At 59.5% G+C, this 15,580-nt stretch carries 18 protein-coding genes; 16 read left to right on the top strand and 2 right to left on the bottom strand.

Annotated features, from left to right (window positions below):
• Positions 1 to 29 precede the first annotated feature (29 nt).
• The 6 genes from aroC (at position 30) to EC919_RS23070 (ending at position 5,300) form a co-directional block, all read left to right on the top strand.
• On the top strand, positions 30 to 1,121 hold the full coding sequence (gene aroC / locus EC919_RS23095; protein WP_133776630.1) for a chorismate synthase: 1,092 nt from the start codon (positions 30 to 32) through the stop codon (positions 1,119 to 1,121).
• Between the two features lie 37 nt (positions 1,122 to 1,158).
• Complete coding sequence (locus tag EC919_RS23090; protein WP_133776629.1) at positions 1,159 to 2,307, top strand: MFS transporter; 1,149 nt, start codon at positions 1,159 to 1,161, stop codon at positions 2,305 to 2,307.
• Complete coding sequence (locus EC919_RS23085; protein ID WP_133776628.1) at positions 2,304 to 2,918, top strand: methylthioribulose 1-phosphate dehydratase; 615 nt, start codon at positions 2,304 to 2,306, stop codon at positions 2,916 to 2,918. Before EC919_RS23090 ends, EC919_RS23085 begins: the two co-directional genes overlap by 4 nt.
• A gap of 109 nt (positions 2,919 to 3,027) precedes the next feature.
• A complete protein-coding gene (locus EC919_RS23080) occupies positions 3,028 to 3,573 on the top strand; it encodes a 1,2-dihydroxy-3-keto-5-methylthiopentene dioxygenase (protein ID WP_133776627.1) in 546 nt (181 codons plus the stop codon).
• Positions 3,574 to 3,578: 5 nt separating this feature from the next.
• The gene (mtnC, locus tag EC919_RS23075) at positions 3,579 to 4,262 is read left to right on the top strand and encodes an acireductone synthase (protein ID WP_133776626.1); all 684 of its coding nucleotides are present in this window, start codon (positions 3,579 to 3,581) and stop codon (positions 4,260 to 4,262) included.
• A 321-nt stretch (positions 4,263 to 4,583) separates the two neighbouring features.
• A complete protein-coding gene (locus EC919_RS23070) occupies positions 4,584 to 5,300 on the top strand; it encodes a helix-turn-helix transcriptional regulator (RefSeq protein ID WP_133776625.1) in 717 nt (238 codons plus the stop codon).
• Between the two features lie 188 nt (positions 5,301 to 5,488).
• Here EC919_RS23070 and EC919_RS23065 read toward each other — a convergent pair whose 3' ends face one another.
• Complete coding sequence (locus EC919_RS23065) at positions 5,489 to 5,767, bottom strand: DUF3509 domain-containing protein (protein WP_037009057.1); 279 nt, start codon at positions 5,765 to 5,767, stop codon at positions 5,489 to 5,491.
• Positions 5,768 to 5,964: 197 nt separating this feature from the next.
• Positions 5,965 to 6,219, bottom strand: a complete 255-nt coding sequence (locus EC919_RS23060; RefSeq protein WP_133776624.1) for a hypothetical protein — start codon at positions 6,217 to 6,219, stop codon at positions 5,965 to 5,967.
• Between the two features lie 58 nt (positions 6,220 to 6,277).
• Here EC919_RS23060 and EC919_RS23055 point away from each other — a divergent pair, with 58 nt between their 5' ends.
• The 10 genes from EC919_RS23055 to EC919_RS23010 all read left to right on the top strand — a co-directional run bounded on the left by EC919_RS23055 (position 6,278) and on the right by EC919_RS23010 (position 15,572).
• Positions 6,278 to 6,814, top strand: coding sequence for an ankyrin repeat domain-containing protein (locus tag EC919_RS23055; RefSeq protein WP_133776623.1), 537 nt, complete (start codon positions 6,278 to 6,280; stop codon positions 6,812 to 6,814).
• A gap of 67 nt (positions 6,815 to 6,881) precedes the next feature.
• Complete coding sequence (locus tag EC919_RS23050; protein WP_133776622.1) at positions 6,882 to 7,406, top strand: hypothetical protein; 525 nt, start codon at positions 6,882 to 6,884, stop codon at positions 7,404 to 7,406.
• 109 nt (positions 7,407 to 7,515) lie between these two features.
• Positions 7,516 to 7,707: a PLDc N-terminal domain-containing protein gene (locus tag EC919_RS23045; protein ID WP_037009073.1), complete on the top strand. Its 192-nt coding sequence runs from the start codon at positions 7,516 to 7,518 to the stop codon at positions 7,705 to 7,707.
• Positions 7,708 to 7,916: 209 nt separating this feature from the next.
• Positions 7,917 to 8,777 carry a polyamine aminopropyltransferase gene (speE, locus tag EC919_RS23040; RefSeq protein WP_133776621.1) on the top strand — a complete coding sequence of 287 codons (861 nt, stop codon included), beginning with the start codon at positions 7,917 to 7,919 and terminating at the stop codon, positions 8,775 to 8,777.
• A 126-nt stretch (positions 8,778 to 8,903) separates the two neighbouring features.
• Positions 8,904 to 9,155, top strand: a complete 252-nt coding sequence (locus EC919_RS23035; protein WP_133776620.1) for a helix-turn-helix domain-containing protein — start codon at positions 8,904 to 8,906, stop codon at positions 9,153 to 9,155.
• The gene (locus tag EC919_RS23030; protein ID WP_432213841.1) at positions 9,152 to 10,363 is read left to right on the top strand and encodes a type II toxin-antitoxin system HipA family toxin; all 1,212 of its coding nucleotides are present in this window, start codon (positions 9,152 to 9,154) and stop codon (positions 10,361 to 10,363) included. Before EC919_RS23035 ends, EC919_RS23030 begins: the two co-directional genes overlap by 4 nt.
• Before the next feature lie 270 nt (positions 10,364 to 10,633).
• Positions 10,634 to 12,706, top strand: coding sequence for an LTA synthase family protein (locus tag EC919_RS23025; RefSeq protein WP_133776619.1), 2,073 nt, complete (start codon positions 10,634 to 10,636; stop codon positions 12,704 to 12,706).
• A 169-nt stretch (positions 12,707 to 12,875) separates the two neighbouring features.
• A complete protein-coding gene (locus EC919_RS23020) occupies positions 12,876 to 13,112 on the top strand; it encodes a hypothetical protein (RefSeq protein WP_133776618.1) in 237 nt (78 codons plus the stop codon).
• Between the two features lie 249 nt (positions 13,113 to 13,361).
• Entirely contained in the window at positions 13,362 to 13,700 is a 339-nt protein-coding gene (locus EC919_RS23015; RefSeq protein WP_133776617.1) for a ribonuclease E inhibitor RraB, read from the top strand.
• A gap of 462 nt (positions 13,701 to 14,162) precedes the next feature.
• Complete coding sequence (locus tag EC919_RS23010) at positions 14,163 to 15,572, top strand: circularly permuted type 2 ATP-grasp protein (RefSeq protein ID WP_133776616.1); 1,410 nt, start codon at positions 14,163 to 14,165, stop codon at positions 15,570 to 15,572.
• The last annotated feature ends 8 nt before the right edge of the window (positions 15,573 to 15,580 follow it).

The following is a 15,580-nucleotide window of genomic DNA, read 5'->3' as shown; positions in this document are numbered from 1 at the left end:
AGTTTTTGAACGTCCTCGGAGCCTCCCGCATGTCCGGCAATACCTACGGCAAGCTGTTCACTGTCACCACTGCCGGCGAAAGCCACGGTCCGGCACTGGTTGCCATCGTTGACGGCTGCCCGCCGGGCATCGAGCTGTCGCTGGAAGACCTGCAGCGTGACCTCGACCGCCGCAAGCCGGGGACCAGCCGCCACACCACTCAGCGTCAGGAGCCCGACGAGGTCGAGATCCTGTCCGGCGTCTTCGAAGGCAAGACCACCGGCGCCTCCATCGGCCTGCTGATCCGCAACACCGATCAGAAGTCCAAGGACTATTCGGCGATCAAGGACCTGTTCCGCCCCGCCCACGCCGATTACACCTACCACCATAAATACGGCATCCGCGACTACCGTGGCGGCGGTCGCAGCTCTGCGCGGGAGACCGCCATGCGCGTCGCCGCCGGGGCCATCGCCAAGAAGTTTCTTGCCACCCAGGGCATTACCGTTCGCGGCTACATGAGCCAGCTCGGCCCGATCGAAATCCCGTTCAAGACCTGGGACTCGGTGGAAGACAACGCGTTCTTCAGCCCCGACCCGAGCAAGGTGCCGGAGCTGGAAGCCTACATGGACCAGCTGCGTCGCGATCAGGACTCGGTGGGCGCGAAGATCACGGTCGTGGCCGAAGGCGTGATGCCGGGCCTGGGCGAGCCGATTTTCGACCGTCTCGATGCCGAACTGGCCCACGCGCTGATGAGCATCAACGCGGTCAAAGGCGTCGAGATCGGCGCCGGCTTTGCCTGCGTTGCCCAGCGTGGCACCGAGCACCGCGACGAGATGAGCCCCGAGGGTTTTCTGTCGAACAACGCCGGCGGCATCCTCGGCGGCATTTCGTCCGGCCAGCCGATCGTTGCGCACCTGGCGCTGAAGGCGACCTCCAGCATCACCACGCCGGGGCACTCGATCGACGTCGATGGCAACTCCGTTGAGGTCATCACCAAGGGGCGCCATGACCCGTGCGTGGGCATCCGCGCCACACCCATCGCCGAAGCGATGATGGCCATCGTGCTGGTCGACCACTTGCTGCGCCATCGCGGGCAAAACAGCGACGTGCGCGTGATGACGCCTATTCTGGGTCAACTGTAATGCCTGAGCCGCGCGTCACCGCTGCGGTCATCTGAGCGTGGCGGCGCTTCCTTACTGGCGGCTCGCCAGCTTCTACCTCTTTTATTTCGCCCTGCTTGGGGCCACGGCGCCCTACATGGCGCTGTATTTCAGCCACCTGGGATTTTCCGCCGCGCGCATCGGCGAACTGGTGGCGATCCCGATGCTGATGCGCTGCGTCGCGCCCAACGTGTGGGGCTGGCTCGGCGATTACACCGGACGACGGCTGACCATCGTGCGCTTCGGCGCCCTCTGCGGACTGGCCTGTTTTAGCCTGATTCTCATCGATACGTCCTACGCCTGGCTGGCGATGGTCATGGCGCTCTATGCGTTTTTCTGGCACGCGGTGCTGCCGCAATTCGAAGTCATCACGCTGACGCATTTGCAGGGCCAGACTTCCCGCTATAGCCAGATCCGGCTGTGGGGATCGATCGGTTTCATCCTCTCGGTCGTCATACTGGGCCGGATGCTGGAGTGGTTCAGCCTGGATCACTACCCGCAACTGTTGCTGGTGATCCTGCTCGGCATCATCGCCAGCAGTTGGTGGGTGCCGAACGCGCAGCCGTTGGTCTCGGGTGTGCGGGTCGCGGGGGAGGGGTTTCTCAGGCAACTGATCAGGCCGGGGGTGCTGGCGTTTTACATCAGCGTCGCCCTGATACAACTGAGCCACGGGCCGTATAACACCTTTCTCACGCTGCACCTGGAACACCTCGGTTACACCCGCGGCATGATTGGCCTGTTGTGGGCGCTGGGGGTGATCGCCGAAGTGTTGATGTTCATGGTGATGAGCCGTGTGTTGCAGCGCTTCAGTGTCCGTCAGGTGTTGATTACCAGCTTCGTGATCGCCGCATTGCGCTGGCTTTTGCTGGGTAATCTGGCCGATCATCTGGCGATTCTGATCGTCGCCCAACTGATGCACGCGGCCACGTTCGGCAGTTTTCATGCCTCGGCCGTGCATTTCGTGCAGCGCAGTTTCGGCCCGCGCCAGCAAGGTCAGGGTCAGGCGTTGTACGCCGCCCTTTCCGGCACGGGCGGGGCGATGGGCGCTTTGTATTCCGGGTACAGCTGGAACGCGCTGGGCGCCAGCTGGACCTTTGCCATTGCGAGTCTGGCGGCCGTGGCCGCTGCTGTTCTGACCGCCACATGTATGAAAGAGGAGCGCGTATGAGTCGCGAAGCACTGGCTCGGGAAATTATCCAGGCGGGGCAGTTTCTGTACGCCCGGGGCTGGTCACCTGCCACCAGCAGCAATTATTCCGTGCGCCTGTCGCCGACCGAAGCGCTGCTGACCGTCTCCGGCAAGCACAAGGGTCAGTTGGGCATGGACGACGTGCTGGCCACCGACCTCGCCGGCAACAGCCTGGAGCCCGGCAAAAAGCCGTCGGCTGAAACCCTGCTGCACACCCAGCTTTATCGCTGCAAGCCAGCGGTGGGCGCTGTGCTGCACACCCATTCGGTCAACGCCACCGTGCTGTCCCGGCTTACTGCCGGTGATCATCTGGTGTTCGAGGACTACGAGCTGCAAAAAGCCTTCAGCGGCGTTTCCACCCATGAATCAAAAGTGGTGGTGCCGATTTTCGACAACGATCAGGACATCGCCCGGCTCGCAGACAAGGTCCAGCCCTGGCTGGATCAACACCCTGACTGCGCCGGTTACCTGATTCGCGGTCATGGTCTGTACACGTGGGGCGCGAAGATGAGCGATGCCTTGCGCCAGATCGAAGCCTTTGAATTCTTGTTCGAATGCGAGCTCAAGACGCTGTCCGTGCTCAACCGCTGATCCCTGATCTGCGCAACGATCATGCACTCCAGCGTTCCCACTGCCTGAATCAACGCGTCGGATCGGCCCCAGAGCCGACAGACGCGGACCGAACCGAGGAAGCCCCGAAATGAGCAGTCTGTCCGTTTATCACGTGTCATCCCCCGAGCTGCCCAACAAGGTCCTGACGCACCTGGAAGACATTGCCTCGACCCTGGCCGAGCACGGCGTGGCGTTCGACCGCTGGCAGGCGGCAACGCCGATCACCCCCGGCGCCAGCCAGGAGGAAGTGATTGCTGCCTACCGCACTCAGATCGACAGGCTGATGACCGAGCGTGGCTACGTGACCGTCGATGTGATCAGCCTCAACAGCGATCATCCGCAAAAGGCCGAGCTGCGCGCCAAGTTCCTTGAGGAGCATCAGCATGGCGAAGATGAAGTGCGTTTCTTTGTGGCCGGCCGTGGGCTGTTTACCCTGCACATCGACGATTTCGTCTATGCCGTGCTCTGCGAGAAAAACGACCTGATCTCCGTTCCGGCGGGCACCCGGCACTGGTTCGACATGGGCGAACATCCGCATTTCGTCGCCATTCGCCTGTTCAACAACCCGGATGGCTGGGTGGCCAAGTTCACCGGCGAGAGCATCGCCAGCCAGTTCCCGCGTCTGGAAGACTGATCAATATGACCATCAAAGCGATCCTGACCGACATCGAAGGCACCACCAGCGCGGTGAGCTTCGTCTTCGACGTGCTCTTTCCGTACGCCAAACAGCATCTGCCCGACTTCGTTCGCGAGCATGCTGCCGAACCCGACGTGGCCGCCCAGCTGCAGGCCGTGCGCAATGACAGCGCCGAACCCGACGCCGACGTTGATCGGGTCATTGAGATCCTGCTGCAATGGATCGCCGAAGACCGCAAAGCCACGCCGCTGAAAGCCTTGCAAGGCATGGTCTGGCAACAGGGGTATCAGGCCGGGCAGCTCAAGGGGCATGTCTATCCGGATGCCGTTGAGGCGCTGAAACGCTGGCATCAGGCGGGGTATGCGCTTTACGTCTACTCCTCGGGCTCGATCCAGGCACAGAAGCTGATCTTTGGTTGCTCCGAGGCGGGCGATCTGTCCGGACTGTTCAGTGGCTACTTCGATACCACCTCTGGCCCCAAGCGCGAGGAGGCGTCCTATCGATCGATTGCCTCGAGCATCGGGCAGCCGGCGGAGGCGATTCTGTTCCTGTCCGATATCGTCGAAGAACTCGATACGGCGCAACAGGCCGGCATGGTCACCTGCGCACTGGTGCGCGATGGCGGAGCACTGGATGGACACGTCAACGTCAGCCGTTTTACGGCGATAGAGCCCAGCGCTTTCTGACGATCCAGACGTGCTGAAAACCGACGGCCGATGTCTCTGACATTGGCCGTTTTTGTATCCAAATGCGGAAAAATGTAAGTTGGTTTTTGTTCGTTTGTGGGAAGTTGCTTGTTTCACGGTCAGGCATGCCTGTTTGTTTTCGACGCTGTGTTTAACCCTCCTCGACTGTGTAACCCTTCGCCTGTCGGACCCTGACAGCTTTTGAATGCGCCTGGTGCGGTCGTGTTGACGACAGCACCTGACGCCGTTTTTCAGCTGCCATGCATAAAAAAACCAAGGGGTATCAGGGCCGCGCAATTGATGGTTTAAACGGGAGGGAACATGAAAAACGCGCAGACAGGGACGCTGAGTCCGTTGATACAACAAATGGTCAGCAGCATCACTGAACAGGATGGCGATGCAGCCATCGCCAACGCACTTGACTGGCTAAGAGCTGAATGCCGCAGCGAACGGGCCATGCTTTATCAGTACCGAAACGGCGTATTGCTCAGTTGCATTACGTCCAACGTCGACAGCTACTGGAAGGATCTTTATTGCCAGGGACGCCTGATGATCGAAGACCCGGTCATACGCTGCTACCGCCACACCATGGGCTTTCTGAATTGGGAAGAGGCCTTCAAGACCTATCCGCCATCACCCGCCTACATGGCAGCGGTGGAGGATTGTGACCTGCTGCCGGCTTTTTCCTATGGGTACAGCAGCCAGACGCGGGCCAATCAGGGTGTCATCACCATCTGCACGCTCAACGGCATGGAGCGGCCGCTGACCCACAACGATCGTTACCTGCTCACGAGTCTGGTGCCGATGCTTCACGTGGCGGGGAAAGGACGTCAACTGCAGACGCGGGCGCTGTCGCCCAAGGAACTCGAAATTCTCAAGTGGGCGCGGGAAGGCAAGACGGCGTGGGAGATCGGGCTGATCAAGGAAGTCTCGGAGGCGACCGTCAAGCATCACTTCAAGAGCATCTACGCCAAGCTCGGGGTGACCAACCGTGCGCAGGCGGTGGGTGAGGCGTTGTGTCGAGGGATCATTCAGTAGACGAGCTCTGACCAGTAGACCGGCTCTGATAGAAAGACCTGGAGTGGGTGCCAGCGCCTGACGTCAAAGCCTCGGAAAAAAGCCCAAAAAAAAACCGCGATAGCATCAACTATCGCGGGAATCTACAAGGGATGCTTCGATGAGAGTGAAACGTGCTGCTGCCGGAACGCTATGTTCCGGCCTGGTACTTATCGGGTGTGATAAGTAGGCAAATCAAAACGGTGCTGGCTTTGCAACATCGAGATAGCGGGCAGCTCGCTGGCTTGTGCGGCCAGATCACGACGAATCGCGCTGATCACCCATTCCAGTTGCACTGGGGTGTGCAGTTGAGCGTAGGACACGCAGCGGCGGATGTTGGTGCCTTCATCGTTGCGCAGAGTCAACAGAACGCCACCGTCCGGACGCGGCTGGGTGGTGACTTCGAAATCGGAAAATACGGATGCGAATTTTTCTTGGATGAAAGTCATGTCTAGAGGCTCCATTGCTCATGGGATAACAAGCTTGGAATGACTAGTGCAGTGACTGTGCCAGCTTTTGCGCTTAAATAAATGTCAACGAAATCAAGGGCTTACAGATTTCTAAAAAATACTGTCTCGTGCAATTTGCATGAATGCCTCTCGTGCATCCTGCAATTTACCGGAGTGGGGAGTGAGACAGGGGTGAATCAGGGAGGGGCCACGCGTTGCATGACATTACTGAGACAGCGGTATCCCGGATTTATTTCCCCTTGTTGCGAAATTTTCTCGGCCAGCCGTGAGCCGATCCTGTCGGGCGCATTGAAACCGATGGTTTGGCGCCTGTAGCCGAAGGTGGCATGGTTGGTGTCATCTACAGCGGCGCCATTGCCGTGCGCCATGGGTGATGGCGTCATCAGTGGAACTACACGCTTTATCCATGGCTCATAGATTGCCTGGCCCATGGATCGCCGCATCCTTTGATCTATCCCGCGCAATGCCTTGCGCTACTGGAGTTACGAAATGTCTGACGCCCCCACCACGCCCGGTTCTGCCACGCGCATGACAGACGAAGAGGCACTGGAATTTGCCGAACAGGTATTCGACAGGGCCCGTGCCGGCGACGCCCCGATGCTCGACCGGCTCCTGGAAAACGGCTTGACCCCCAACCTGCGCAACCACAAAGGCGACACGCTGTTGATGCTGGCCAGCTATCACGGTCATCAGGACGCAGTGCGCGTGCTGCTCAAGCACAAGGCTGACCCGGAACTGCGCAACGACAACGGCCAGAGTCCGATCGCTGGCGCGGCTTTCAAGGGCGATCTGGAAACCGTGAAAATCCTTGTGGAAGGCGGCGCAGACGTCGAAGGCGCATCAGCCGACGGCCGCACGGCATTGATGATGGCGGCGATGTTCAACCGCACGGCGATCGTCGACTACCTGATCTCCAAGGGGGCCAACCCTCACATTCAGGATGCCAAGGGCGTCACCCCGCTGATGGCCGCGCAGACCATGGGCGCGACCGAGACTGCCGAGCAGCTCACCCGCCTGGGGGCGTAAGCGATAGAGGCGCGCAGCATTTCCAGCTATCCTGCGCGCCTGTTTTCCAGCCCTCGGACGATCTGCCATGAAAGCTTCACTCATCGAATTCATCAGCAAGATCAGCTCCGGCTGCATGAGCGATGAAGAAATCGAAAAAATCGCCGACGAGGCCGCCCAGGCTTACGCCGACCCCGATGCGTTTCTGACCGCCAACCCCGACATCAATTTCGACGACACGTTTCCGATCCCGCTGGGGGAGTGGGTGGTCATTGGCAGCCTTCCCGACACCGTGTTGCTTCAGGCCGATACCTATCCTGACCTGCTCACCGAGATCATGGCCTCGTTCGGGCCCAACGTGGCGTTCAACATCAAACCCAAGCAACTGACCAAGGCTGAACCGCTGGCCGCGCTCAACCGCATTCAGATTCAGCTTTCCAGCATGAACAAGGACATGGGCGGGTATGTGCTGATGGACGTCAGCGAGCCGCTGGACCATGTGTTGCAAACGGTGCTGGTCTACGGCGCCGATGTCGAGCGGGTCATGGCCCTCGGCGTTGAACTCGGCATATTGATCGAACCTGCGCTGGAGGCGCTCAAGGCGCAGATTTGATCCCCATCGACGTGTTTCGCTGCGCCACGAAATATCCCTGCCGACCAACGGAACCCTCATCGCGGGCCGCCACTCTCAAGTGAGCAAGCCTTCAATTAGGAGCAACACCATGGGTTCTACCTTCAACGGTCTGATTGGCCTGATCATTCTGGCGCTGGATATTTGGGCCATCATCAACGTGCTGAAAAGCGGCGCGGAAACCGGGAAGAAAATTCTCTGGATTTTGCTGATCGTCATCCTGCCGGTGTTGGGCCTGATCATCTGGGCAATCGCTGGCCCGCGCGGCAATGTGCGTATCTAGTAGCGTGCTTATCTAGTATCGCAGCAGAAGCGCAGCGAGGCTTCAGAACACATGACGCCCGACTGGCCTGGCCAGTCGGGCGTTTTTGTTTCCGCGGATCCCCTCGGGCCACCACGACATTCGACCTGTCATGCTCCGCGACGTAGAATGCGCGCCTTCTTGTGGGCGGCCCGCCGTCCTGTCATCAGTCGTTATCGGGGACTTCATCCATGAGTGATTATCAAGAAACGTTGTACGAAGGCTACGGCCAGCGCTTTCGCATGGAAAAAATGCTGCATGAAGTGCGCACCGAGCATCAGCATCTGGTGATCTTCCAGAACCCGCGCATGGGTCGCGTCATGGCGCTGGACGGCGTGATTCAAACCACCGAAGCCGACGAGTTCATCTATCACGAGATGCTCACCCACGTGCCGATTCTGGCCCACGGCCGTGCCAAGCGCGTCCTGATCATCGGCGGTGGCGATGGCGGCATGCTGCGCGAAGTCGCCAAGCACGCAACGGTTGAACACATCACCATGGTCGAGATCGACGGCACCGTTGTCGAGATGTGTAAGGAGTACCTGCCGAACCACTCCAAAGGCGCTTTCGATGATTCGCGTCTGAACCTGGTCATCGACGACGGCATGCGCTTCGTTGCCAATACCGAAGAAAAATTCGACGTCATCATTTCCGATTCCACCGACCCGATCGGGCCGGGCGAAGTGCTGTTCTCGGAGAATTTCTATCAGGCGTGCCACCGCTGCCTCAACGAAGGCGGCATTCTGGTTACGCAAAACGGCACGCCGTTCATGCAGCTGAGCGAAGTGCAGACCACGGCAGGGCGCATGAATGGCCTGTTCGCCGACTGGCATTTCTACCAGGCAGCGGTGCCCACCTATATTGGCGGCGCAATGACCTTTGCCTGGGGTTCGACGGATTCTCAGCACCGCAAGATTTCGCTGGATACCCTGCATCAGCGATTCGCCGGCAGTGGCATCGTTACGCGTTACTACAACCCTGAAATACATATCGGCGCCTTCGCATTGCCGCAGTACGTTCTTCAGGCAATCAGCAAGCCGAGCAATGCCTGACCGCTGAGGATGTTACGTAAACCTGACATCCATTGGCTGATGTCAGGTTTACGTAACTTCTCCTTGATCGCCATTCATGTCACGTATACATTCCATCCATCGTTGAGTGTTATGCAGGCGTGACAAATGGACGCGACATTATTGCTTGAGCGATTGGGCAGTCAGATCGAACAGATGCGTAAATCCCGTGGCCTCACTCAGGTTCAGCTGGCCTACCAATCGGGCATGACACGGCAAAAGCTTGCTGAAGTCGAAAAAGGCAGCCCGACCGTGGCGGTGAATTTCTACGCCAAGGTTCTGGCCGCGTTGAATGCCGAAATAAAGGTCGTTTCCGCCCGACGCCCGACGTTTGAAGAGCTGCGCGAGGTGTTCCGGTGAAACCGCTGGATCGTGTGCGCATTTTTACCCCTGAGGGTGAAAGCGGTGAGCTGTCCGCGCCTGAGTCCTGCGACTACCTGTTTCGCTACGGCCTGGACGCCAGTCCGGAGTCGCAGATCAGCCTGACCATGGGCGTTCGCGATGCGGCTTATGTATCGCGAAGCCTGCACCCGGTGTTCCAGATGAACCTGCCCGAAGGCTTCGTGCTGGAACAGTTGCGCAATCGCCTCGCCAAAACCACGCCCATCAACCCCATGCTGCTCATGGCGTTGACCGGCAGCGGTTCGCCGGTCGGCCGCGTGGCCGTGGCGTCTCCCATGATCGACGACTTGCTGGGCGGTGCGGGCCCCGTGGCAGGCAAAAGTCTGGGGCAGATACTCAGTTGGGACGGAACGCAGGATTTGTTTGCCGAACTGGTCGATCAATACATTTTGCGCACGGGGATCTCAGGCGTTCAGCCCAAAGTCATCGTGCCCGATTCGGATTTCGTCACAGACCCCAAAGCCACGCTGTTGATGCCTGAATTAATCGTCAAGTCGGGGAGGGCGGACTTCCCCGGGCTGGCGGTAAACGAATACGTGTGCATGGACGCAGCGCGCAGGGCCGACATGCCGGTACCGGAATTTTATCTGTCGGATAACCGCCAGCTGTTCGTCATGCGCCGCTTCGATCGGGACACTGAGCAACGAGCCATCGGTTTCGAAGACATGGCGGTATTGATGGGCCTGGGCACGGAGCAGAAATACGACTCCAGCTACGAAAACATCGCCAAGGCCATTCGCCTGTTTTGCGCGCCTGAGCATGTTCGTGATTCGCTGGATCAGTTCTTCGACATCGTCGCGCTCAGCTGCATGGTGGGCAACGGCGATGCCCATCTGAAGAATTTCGGGTTGCTGTATCGCGACCCGCTGGGGGCGGACGCACGACTGGCGCCGGCCTACGACATCGTCAACACCACCGCGTATATAAGGGACGATGCGTTGGCCCTGCGTCTGGACGGCTCGAAAAGCCTGTTCGGATCGAGGCTCGGCATTCTGACGTTGGCCTCGACCTGTGACATCCGTAAACCGAACGTGCGCATCGCGCGGTTGATTGCGGCAGTGCAGGCGTCTCTGCAGGAAAACGCCTCGCTCAACCCCCACGCACCCCATGTCTTTGGGGCCATCGAGCAGGCCGTCGAGCAATATGCCCAGACGTTCAAGGTGTAAACGCGATTCAAGGCTTTGTAAGAAAATATGAGTGGCGGCGTTAATCAACGGAATTTTCACCGTTTCTTCGGGAAGATTCGCGCCGTTCCAGGCATGCCCACTGATTGAGATAGATGTTTGTGCCGATCCGTCATGAAGAATGCGCGGGATCGGTGGTAAACCGCGAGGGTTCACGTAATATTTGGCCCCCGCAGCCCGGACCGGCATTTCGATGTGGTCGGGCGCACCGCTTTTTGAACCTCAACCTGAATCCAACGGATCCCACAACACATGGCCAAAACGGACGCCCCGGCGCGCGCGCCGCAACCTACCGTCAAATCGCACCTGGCCTATACGCTCCTGAGCGGCCTGGTGCTGATGGTCCTGTACACCCTGTTGCGCGTTGCGCTGCTGGTCTATAACCGCGAAGGCATCGGTGCGACGCCGGCTTCGACGTTCGTCGAGTCGTTCGGCAATGGCCTGCGGTTCGATTTGCGTCTGGTCGTGTACATCCTGATTCCCCTTCTGCTGTCCCTGTTCAGTGCGCGCATGATGGCCGCCCGTGGGGTGTTTCGCTTCTGGCTGACGCTGGTCGCGAGCCTGACCACGTTCTTCGGCCTGATGGAGATGGATTTCTACCGTGAATTCCACCAGCGCCTCAATGGCCTGGTTTTCCAGTACGTCAAAGAAGACCCGAAAACCGTCCTGAGCATGATCTGGTACGGCTATCCGGTGGTTCGCTATCTGTTGGCGTGGGCGCTGCTGACCTGGTTGCTGAGCCTGGTCTTCAAAGGCGTCGATCGTGTGACCCGTCCGCGTGGCGGGTTCAATGTGGCCAGCGCCGACAACCGCGTGGTTGCGCCGTTGTACAAGCGTGCCGTGGTTTTCCTGCTGTGCCTGGTGGTGGCCGTCATCGCCGCTCGCGGCACCCTGCGTCAGGGCCCGCCGCTGCGTTGGGGCGATGCGTACACCACTGACTCCAACTTCGCCAACACCCTGGGCCTGAACGGCACGCTGACGCTGATCGCAGCGGCGAAGAGCCGGATGTCCGAAGACCGCGACAACATCTGGAAGGCGACTCTGCCTCAGGCCGAAGCCCAGCAGGTCGTTCGTGACATGCTGCTGACCGCCAACGACAAGCTGATCGATCCGGAAAAAGCCGCTGTGCGTCGTGATTTCACGCCGCCGCCGGCCAACACACTGCCGATCAAGAACGTCGTCGTGATCCTGATGGAAAGCTTCGCCGGCCATTCGGTGGGTGCACTGGGCGACGAATCGAACATCACGCCTTACTTCGACAAACTGTCCCAGGAAGGTCTGCTGTTCGATCGTTTCTTCTCCAACGGCACGCACACCCACCAGGGCATGTTCGCGACCATGGCCTGCTTCCCGAACCTGCCGGGCTTCGAGTACCTGATGCAGACGCCGGAAGGCAGCCACAAGCTGTCCGGCTTGCCGCAGCTGCTCAGCGCGCGCAAGTACGACGACGTGTATGTCTACAACGGTGACTTCGCCTGGGACAACCAGTCGGGCTTCTTCAGCAACCAGGGCATGACCAACTTCATTGGCCGCAATGACTTCGTCAACCCGGTGTTCTCGGACCCCACCTGGGGCGTGTCCGACCAGGACATGTTCGACCGTGGCGCCGAAGAGCTGAAAGCCCGCGAAGCCAAGGGCAAGCCGTTCTATGCCTTGCTGCAGACCTTGTCCAACCACACGCCGTACGCACTGCCGGCGAATCTGCCGGTCGAGCGCGTGACCGGGCATGGCACGCTGGATGAACACCTCACCGCCATGCGTTATTCGGATTGGGCGCTGGGTCAGTTCTTCGAGAAAGCCAAGAAAGAGCCGTACTACAAGGACACGCTGTTTGTGGTCGTCGGTGACCACGGCTTCGGCAACAACGAGCAGATCACCGAGATGGACCTGGGCCGCTTCAACGTGCCGATGCTGATGATCGCCCCGGGCCTGCAAGACAAGTTCGGCAAGCGCAGCAGCATCGTGGGTACGCAGATCGACATCGTCCCGACCATCATGGGCCGCCTGGGTGGCGACACCGTGCACCAGTGCTGGGGCCGCGACCTGCTCAATCTGCCGGCGGGAGACGAGGGCTTCGGTGTGATCAAGCCGTCAGGCAGCGAGCAGACCGTCGCGTTGGTCACCGGCAACCGGATCCTGATCGAACCCAAGGAAATGGAGCCGAAGGTATACAGCTATGAGTTGGGTACAAAGCCCCACGCCGAGCTGATGCCGAACGCGCCGGACGTTGCCGAGTTGCGCAAGAAGCTCGACAGCTTCCTGCAGACCGCGACCAAGAGCCTGCTGGACAACACGGCAGGGGTCAAAGACGCCAAGCCGCAATGACCGCAGCCTGATGAAAAACGCCCCGACACCGGGGCGTTTTTTTTGCCCGCGGATCTGTGGGCTCGGGCTGGTAACCTCAGGCGGGCGCTGACGATTCGGGTTGAACGTCGGTGCGCTGCAAGGGTCAAGATCATCAGGCCGTTGTCAGGCCTTTACTGAGGAGACATTGATGAAAGTGTGGACTATTTCGTTTCTGGACAAAGACGGTGTACAGCAAAGCCTCGATCTTGAATCCGATCACCGTCCCAGTGAAGAAGAGGCTGCGCAGCGACTCCGTCCGATCCTGTTTCCGGTTGCCAGTGATCTTGATCTGAACGACCTCGACGGTCGCACTGCCGAGCCCACCGTGAAGACACTCAAAGAGCAGAACGCGGTACAGATCATCTCCATCGTTGAGGCTTCGTAAGAAGCCTGCATTTCCCGCCATCCTGCCAATTGGCAACGCACTATCAATCGGCGTACTCTGCCAGCGAGGTCGGTGAGACATCTACCCGAGTCAGCTCGCGTACGTATGTTTGTTTTGTAAAACGCACCGGCCTTGTCAGCGACATGCTTGAGTCCCGGGCGGCAGATGATCTGTCGCTACACGCCTCGCCATCGTGGAGTGTTTCGGGATAGTTGAAACTCTATCTATCGTTGCATAGGAGGACGTTTCATGAGCACAGCCTTTCAAGAAGACGTCAGCAGCCATGTACTGCGCTGCATGAAAGAAGGCGGTTTCGACTTCGCACGCATTCACCCCATCGAGTTCTATGCCACCTTTCCGGATGAGGACCGGGCGCGTCAGGCTGCGGAAAAATTTCGTGGCGAGTCAGTCAATGTCCAGCTCAATGCTCTGGAAGACGGTGCGTGGCACCTGGAACTGAGCAAGTTGATGTACGCGACCTACGACGGAATCGGCGACTTCGAGCAGGATTTCCAGACCGCGATTTTCGGTCTGGACGGGGAGGTTGAAGGATGGGGCGTCAAACAGGAGCTCAAGCGCCTTCATTGACCTGGCTTCACTGACATCAGGCGTCGCCAGCACGGCGCCTGGCGTTAAGAACGCGGTCTCCCGTGTCTACGATCAGGCGTGGCGCGGGAGATGCACCGAGCTGAATCACAGGCAAAAAAAAGCCGCTCTCTTGGGAGCGGCGGAAAGGGAATATCGGGTGGCGTTGCCAATAAGGTTTTGAGCCAGCCGCCTTGTGAAATCCGGCGTGTTGGTCTGCGGTATGGGGCGATTATGCTCAGCTCCAGTAATGCGCGGAAATGAACTGTGGCTATGCCTGCGATAGATTTTGAAAAGTACCGGATGCTTCGCCATGAAGCGTCGGGCAACGGGTTAGGGCGCATCGTGCACAGGAATGGTGCGGACGCTCCAGCTGTTTAACTCAACCCATTGATATTCAAGCGTTTATGCCGATGGCACGGGCCTTGCGAAGGCTCTGGTGTCCATGGTGACAAGGAGTACGGCATGATCCGCACCTTTTATGACGAGATGTACGATGCGGGCGGCGTAGTCCGTCCGCATTATCGGGAATTCGCCCGCTGGTTGGGCGAAGCGCCGCCTGAGTTGCTCGCTCAGCGCCGGCGTGAGGCCGATCTTTTGTTTCATCGCGCCGGGATCACGTTCACGCTGTACGGCGACGAGCAGGGCACAGAACGGCTCATCCCCTTCGATACGATTCCGCGCAGCATTCCGGCCAGCGAATGGCGAGTGGTGGAGCGCGGCTGCATTCAGCGCGTCAAGGCGCTGAACATGTTTCTCGCCGACCTCTACCACGATCAGCGCATCATCAAGGCCGGGATCATTCCTGCCGAACAGGTCCTCGCCAACGAGCAATATCAGTTGGCGATGCAGGGCCTGAATCTTCATCGCGATCTGTATTCGCACATCTCCGGCGTCGATCTGGTGCGTGACGGCGACGGCACGTATTACGTGCTTGAAGACAACCTGCGCACGCCAAGCGGCGTGAGCTACATGCTTGAAGACCGCAAGATGATGATGCGGCTGTTCCCCGAGTTGTTCGCCGCGCAACGCATCGCGCCGATCGATCACTACCCGAATCTGTTGCTGGACACCCTGAAAAGCTCGAGCCCGCTGGATAACCCGAGCGTCGTCGTGCTGACCCCCGGGCGCTTCAACAGCGCGTTTTTCGAGCATGCGTTTCTGGCCCGGGAAATGGGCGTGGAGCTGGTGGAAGGCGCTGACCTGTTCGTGCGCGATGACCGCGTGTTCATGCGCACCACCGACGGCCCGAAAGCGGTGGACGTGATTTACCGCAGGCTCGACGACGCGTTCCTTGATCCGCTGGCGTTCAATCCTGATTCCATGCTCGGCGTGCCGGGCCTGCTGGCCGCCTACCGCTCGGGCAACGTGGTGCTGGCCAATGCCATCGGCACTGGCGTGGCGGACGACAAGTCGGTGTACCCCTTCGTGACCGACATGATCCGTTTCTACCTCGACGAAGAGCCGATTCTCAAGAACGTGCCGACCTGGCAGTGCCGCAAGCCCGAGGAGTTGTCCCACGTGCTCGCCAATCTGGGCGATCTGGTGGTCAAGGAAACCCAGGGCTCCGGCGGTTACGGCATGCTCGTGGGTCCCGCATCCACCGCCGCCGAAATCGAGTCGTTCCGGGCGCGGCTTAAAGCCAAGCCCCATGCGTACATCGCGCAACCGACCTTGTGCCTGTCGACCTGTCCGACCTTCGTCGAGAACGGCATCGCCCCGCGCCACATCGACCTTCGCCCGTTCGTCCTGGCTGGCCGCGAAACCCGTGTCGTGCCCGGTGGTCTCACGCGTGTTGCCCTGCGCGAAGGTTCGCTGGTGGTGAACTCGTCACAGGGTGGCGGCACCAAAGATACCTGGGTGGTCGAGGATTAAGGATGCCT

It is taken from the genome of Pseudomonas graminis, assembly GCF_004364335.1.
Taxonomy (GTDB): domain Bacteria; phylum Pseudomonadota; class Gammaproteobacteria; order Pseudomonadales; family Pseudomonadaceae; genus Aquipseudomonas; species Aquipseudomonas graminis_D.
Note: the sequence above shows the minus strand (reverse complement) of the source record. Positions and strands in the feature narration are given on the sequence as shown.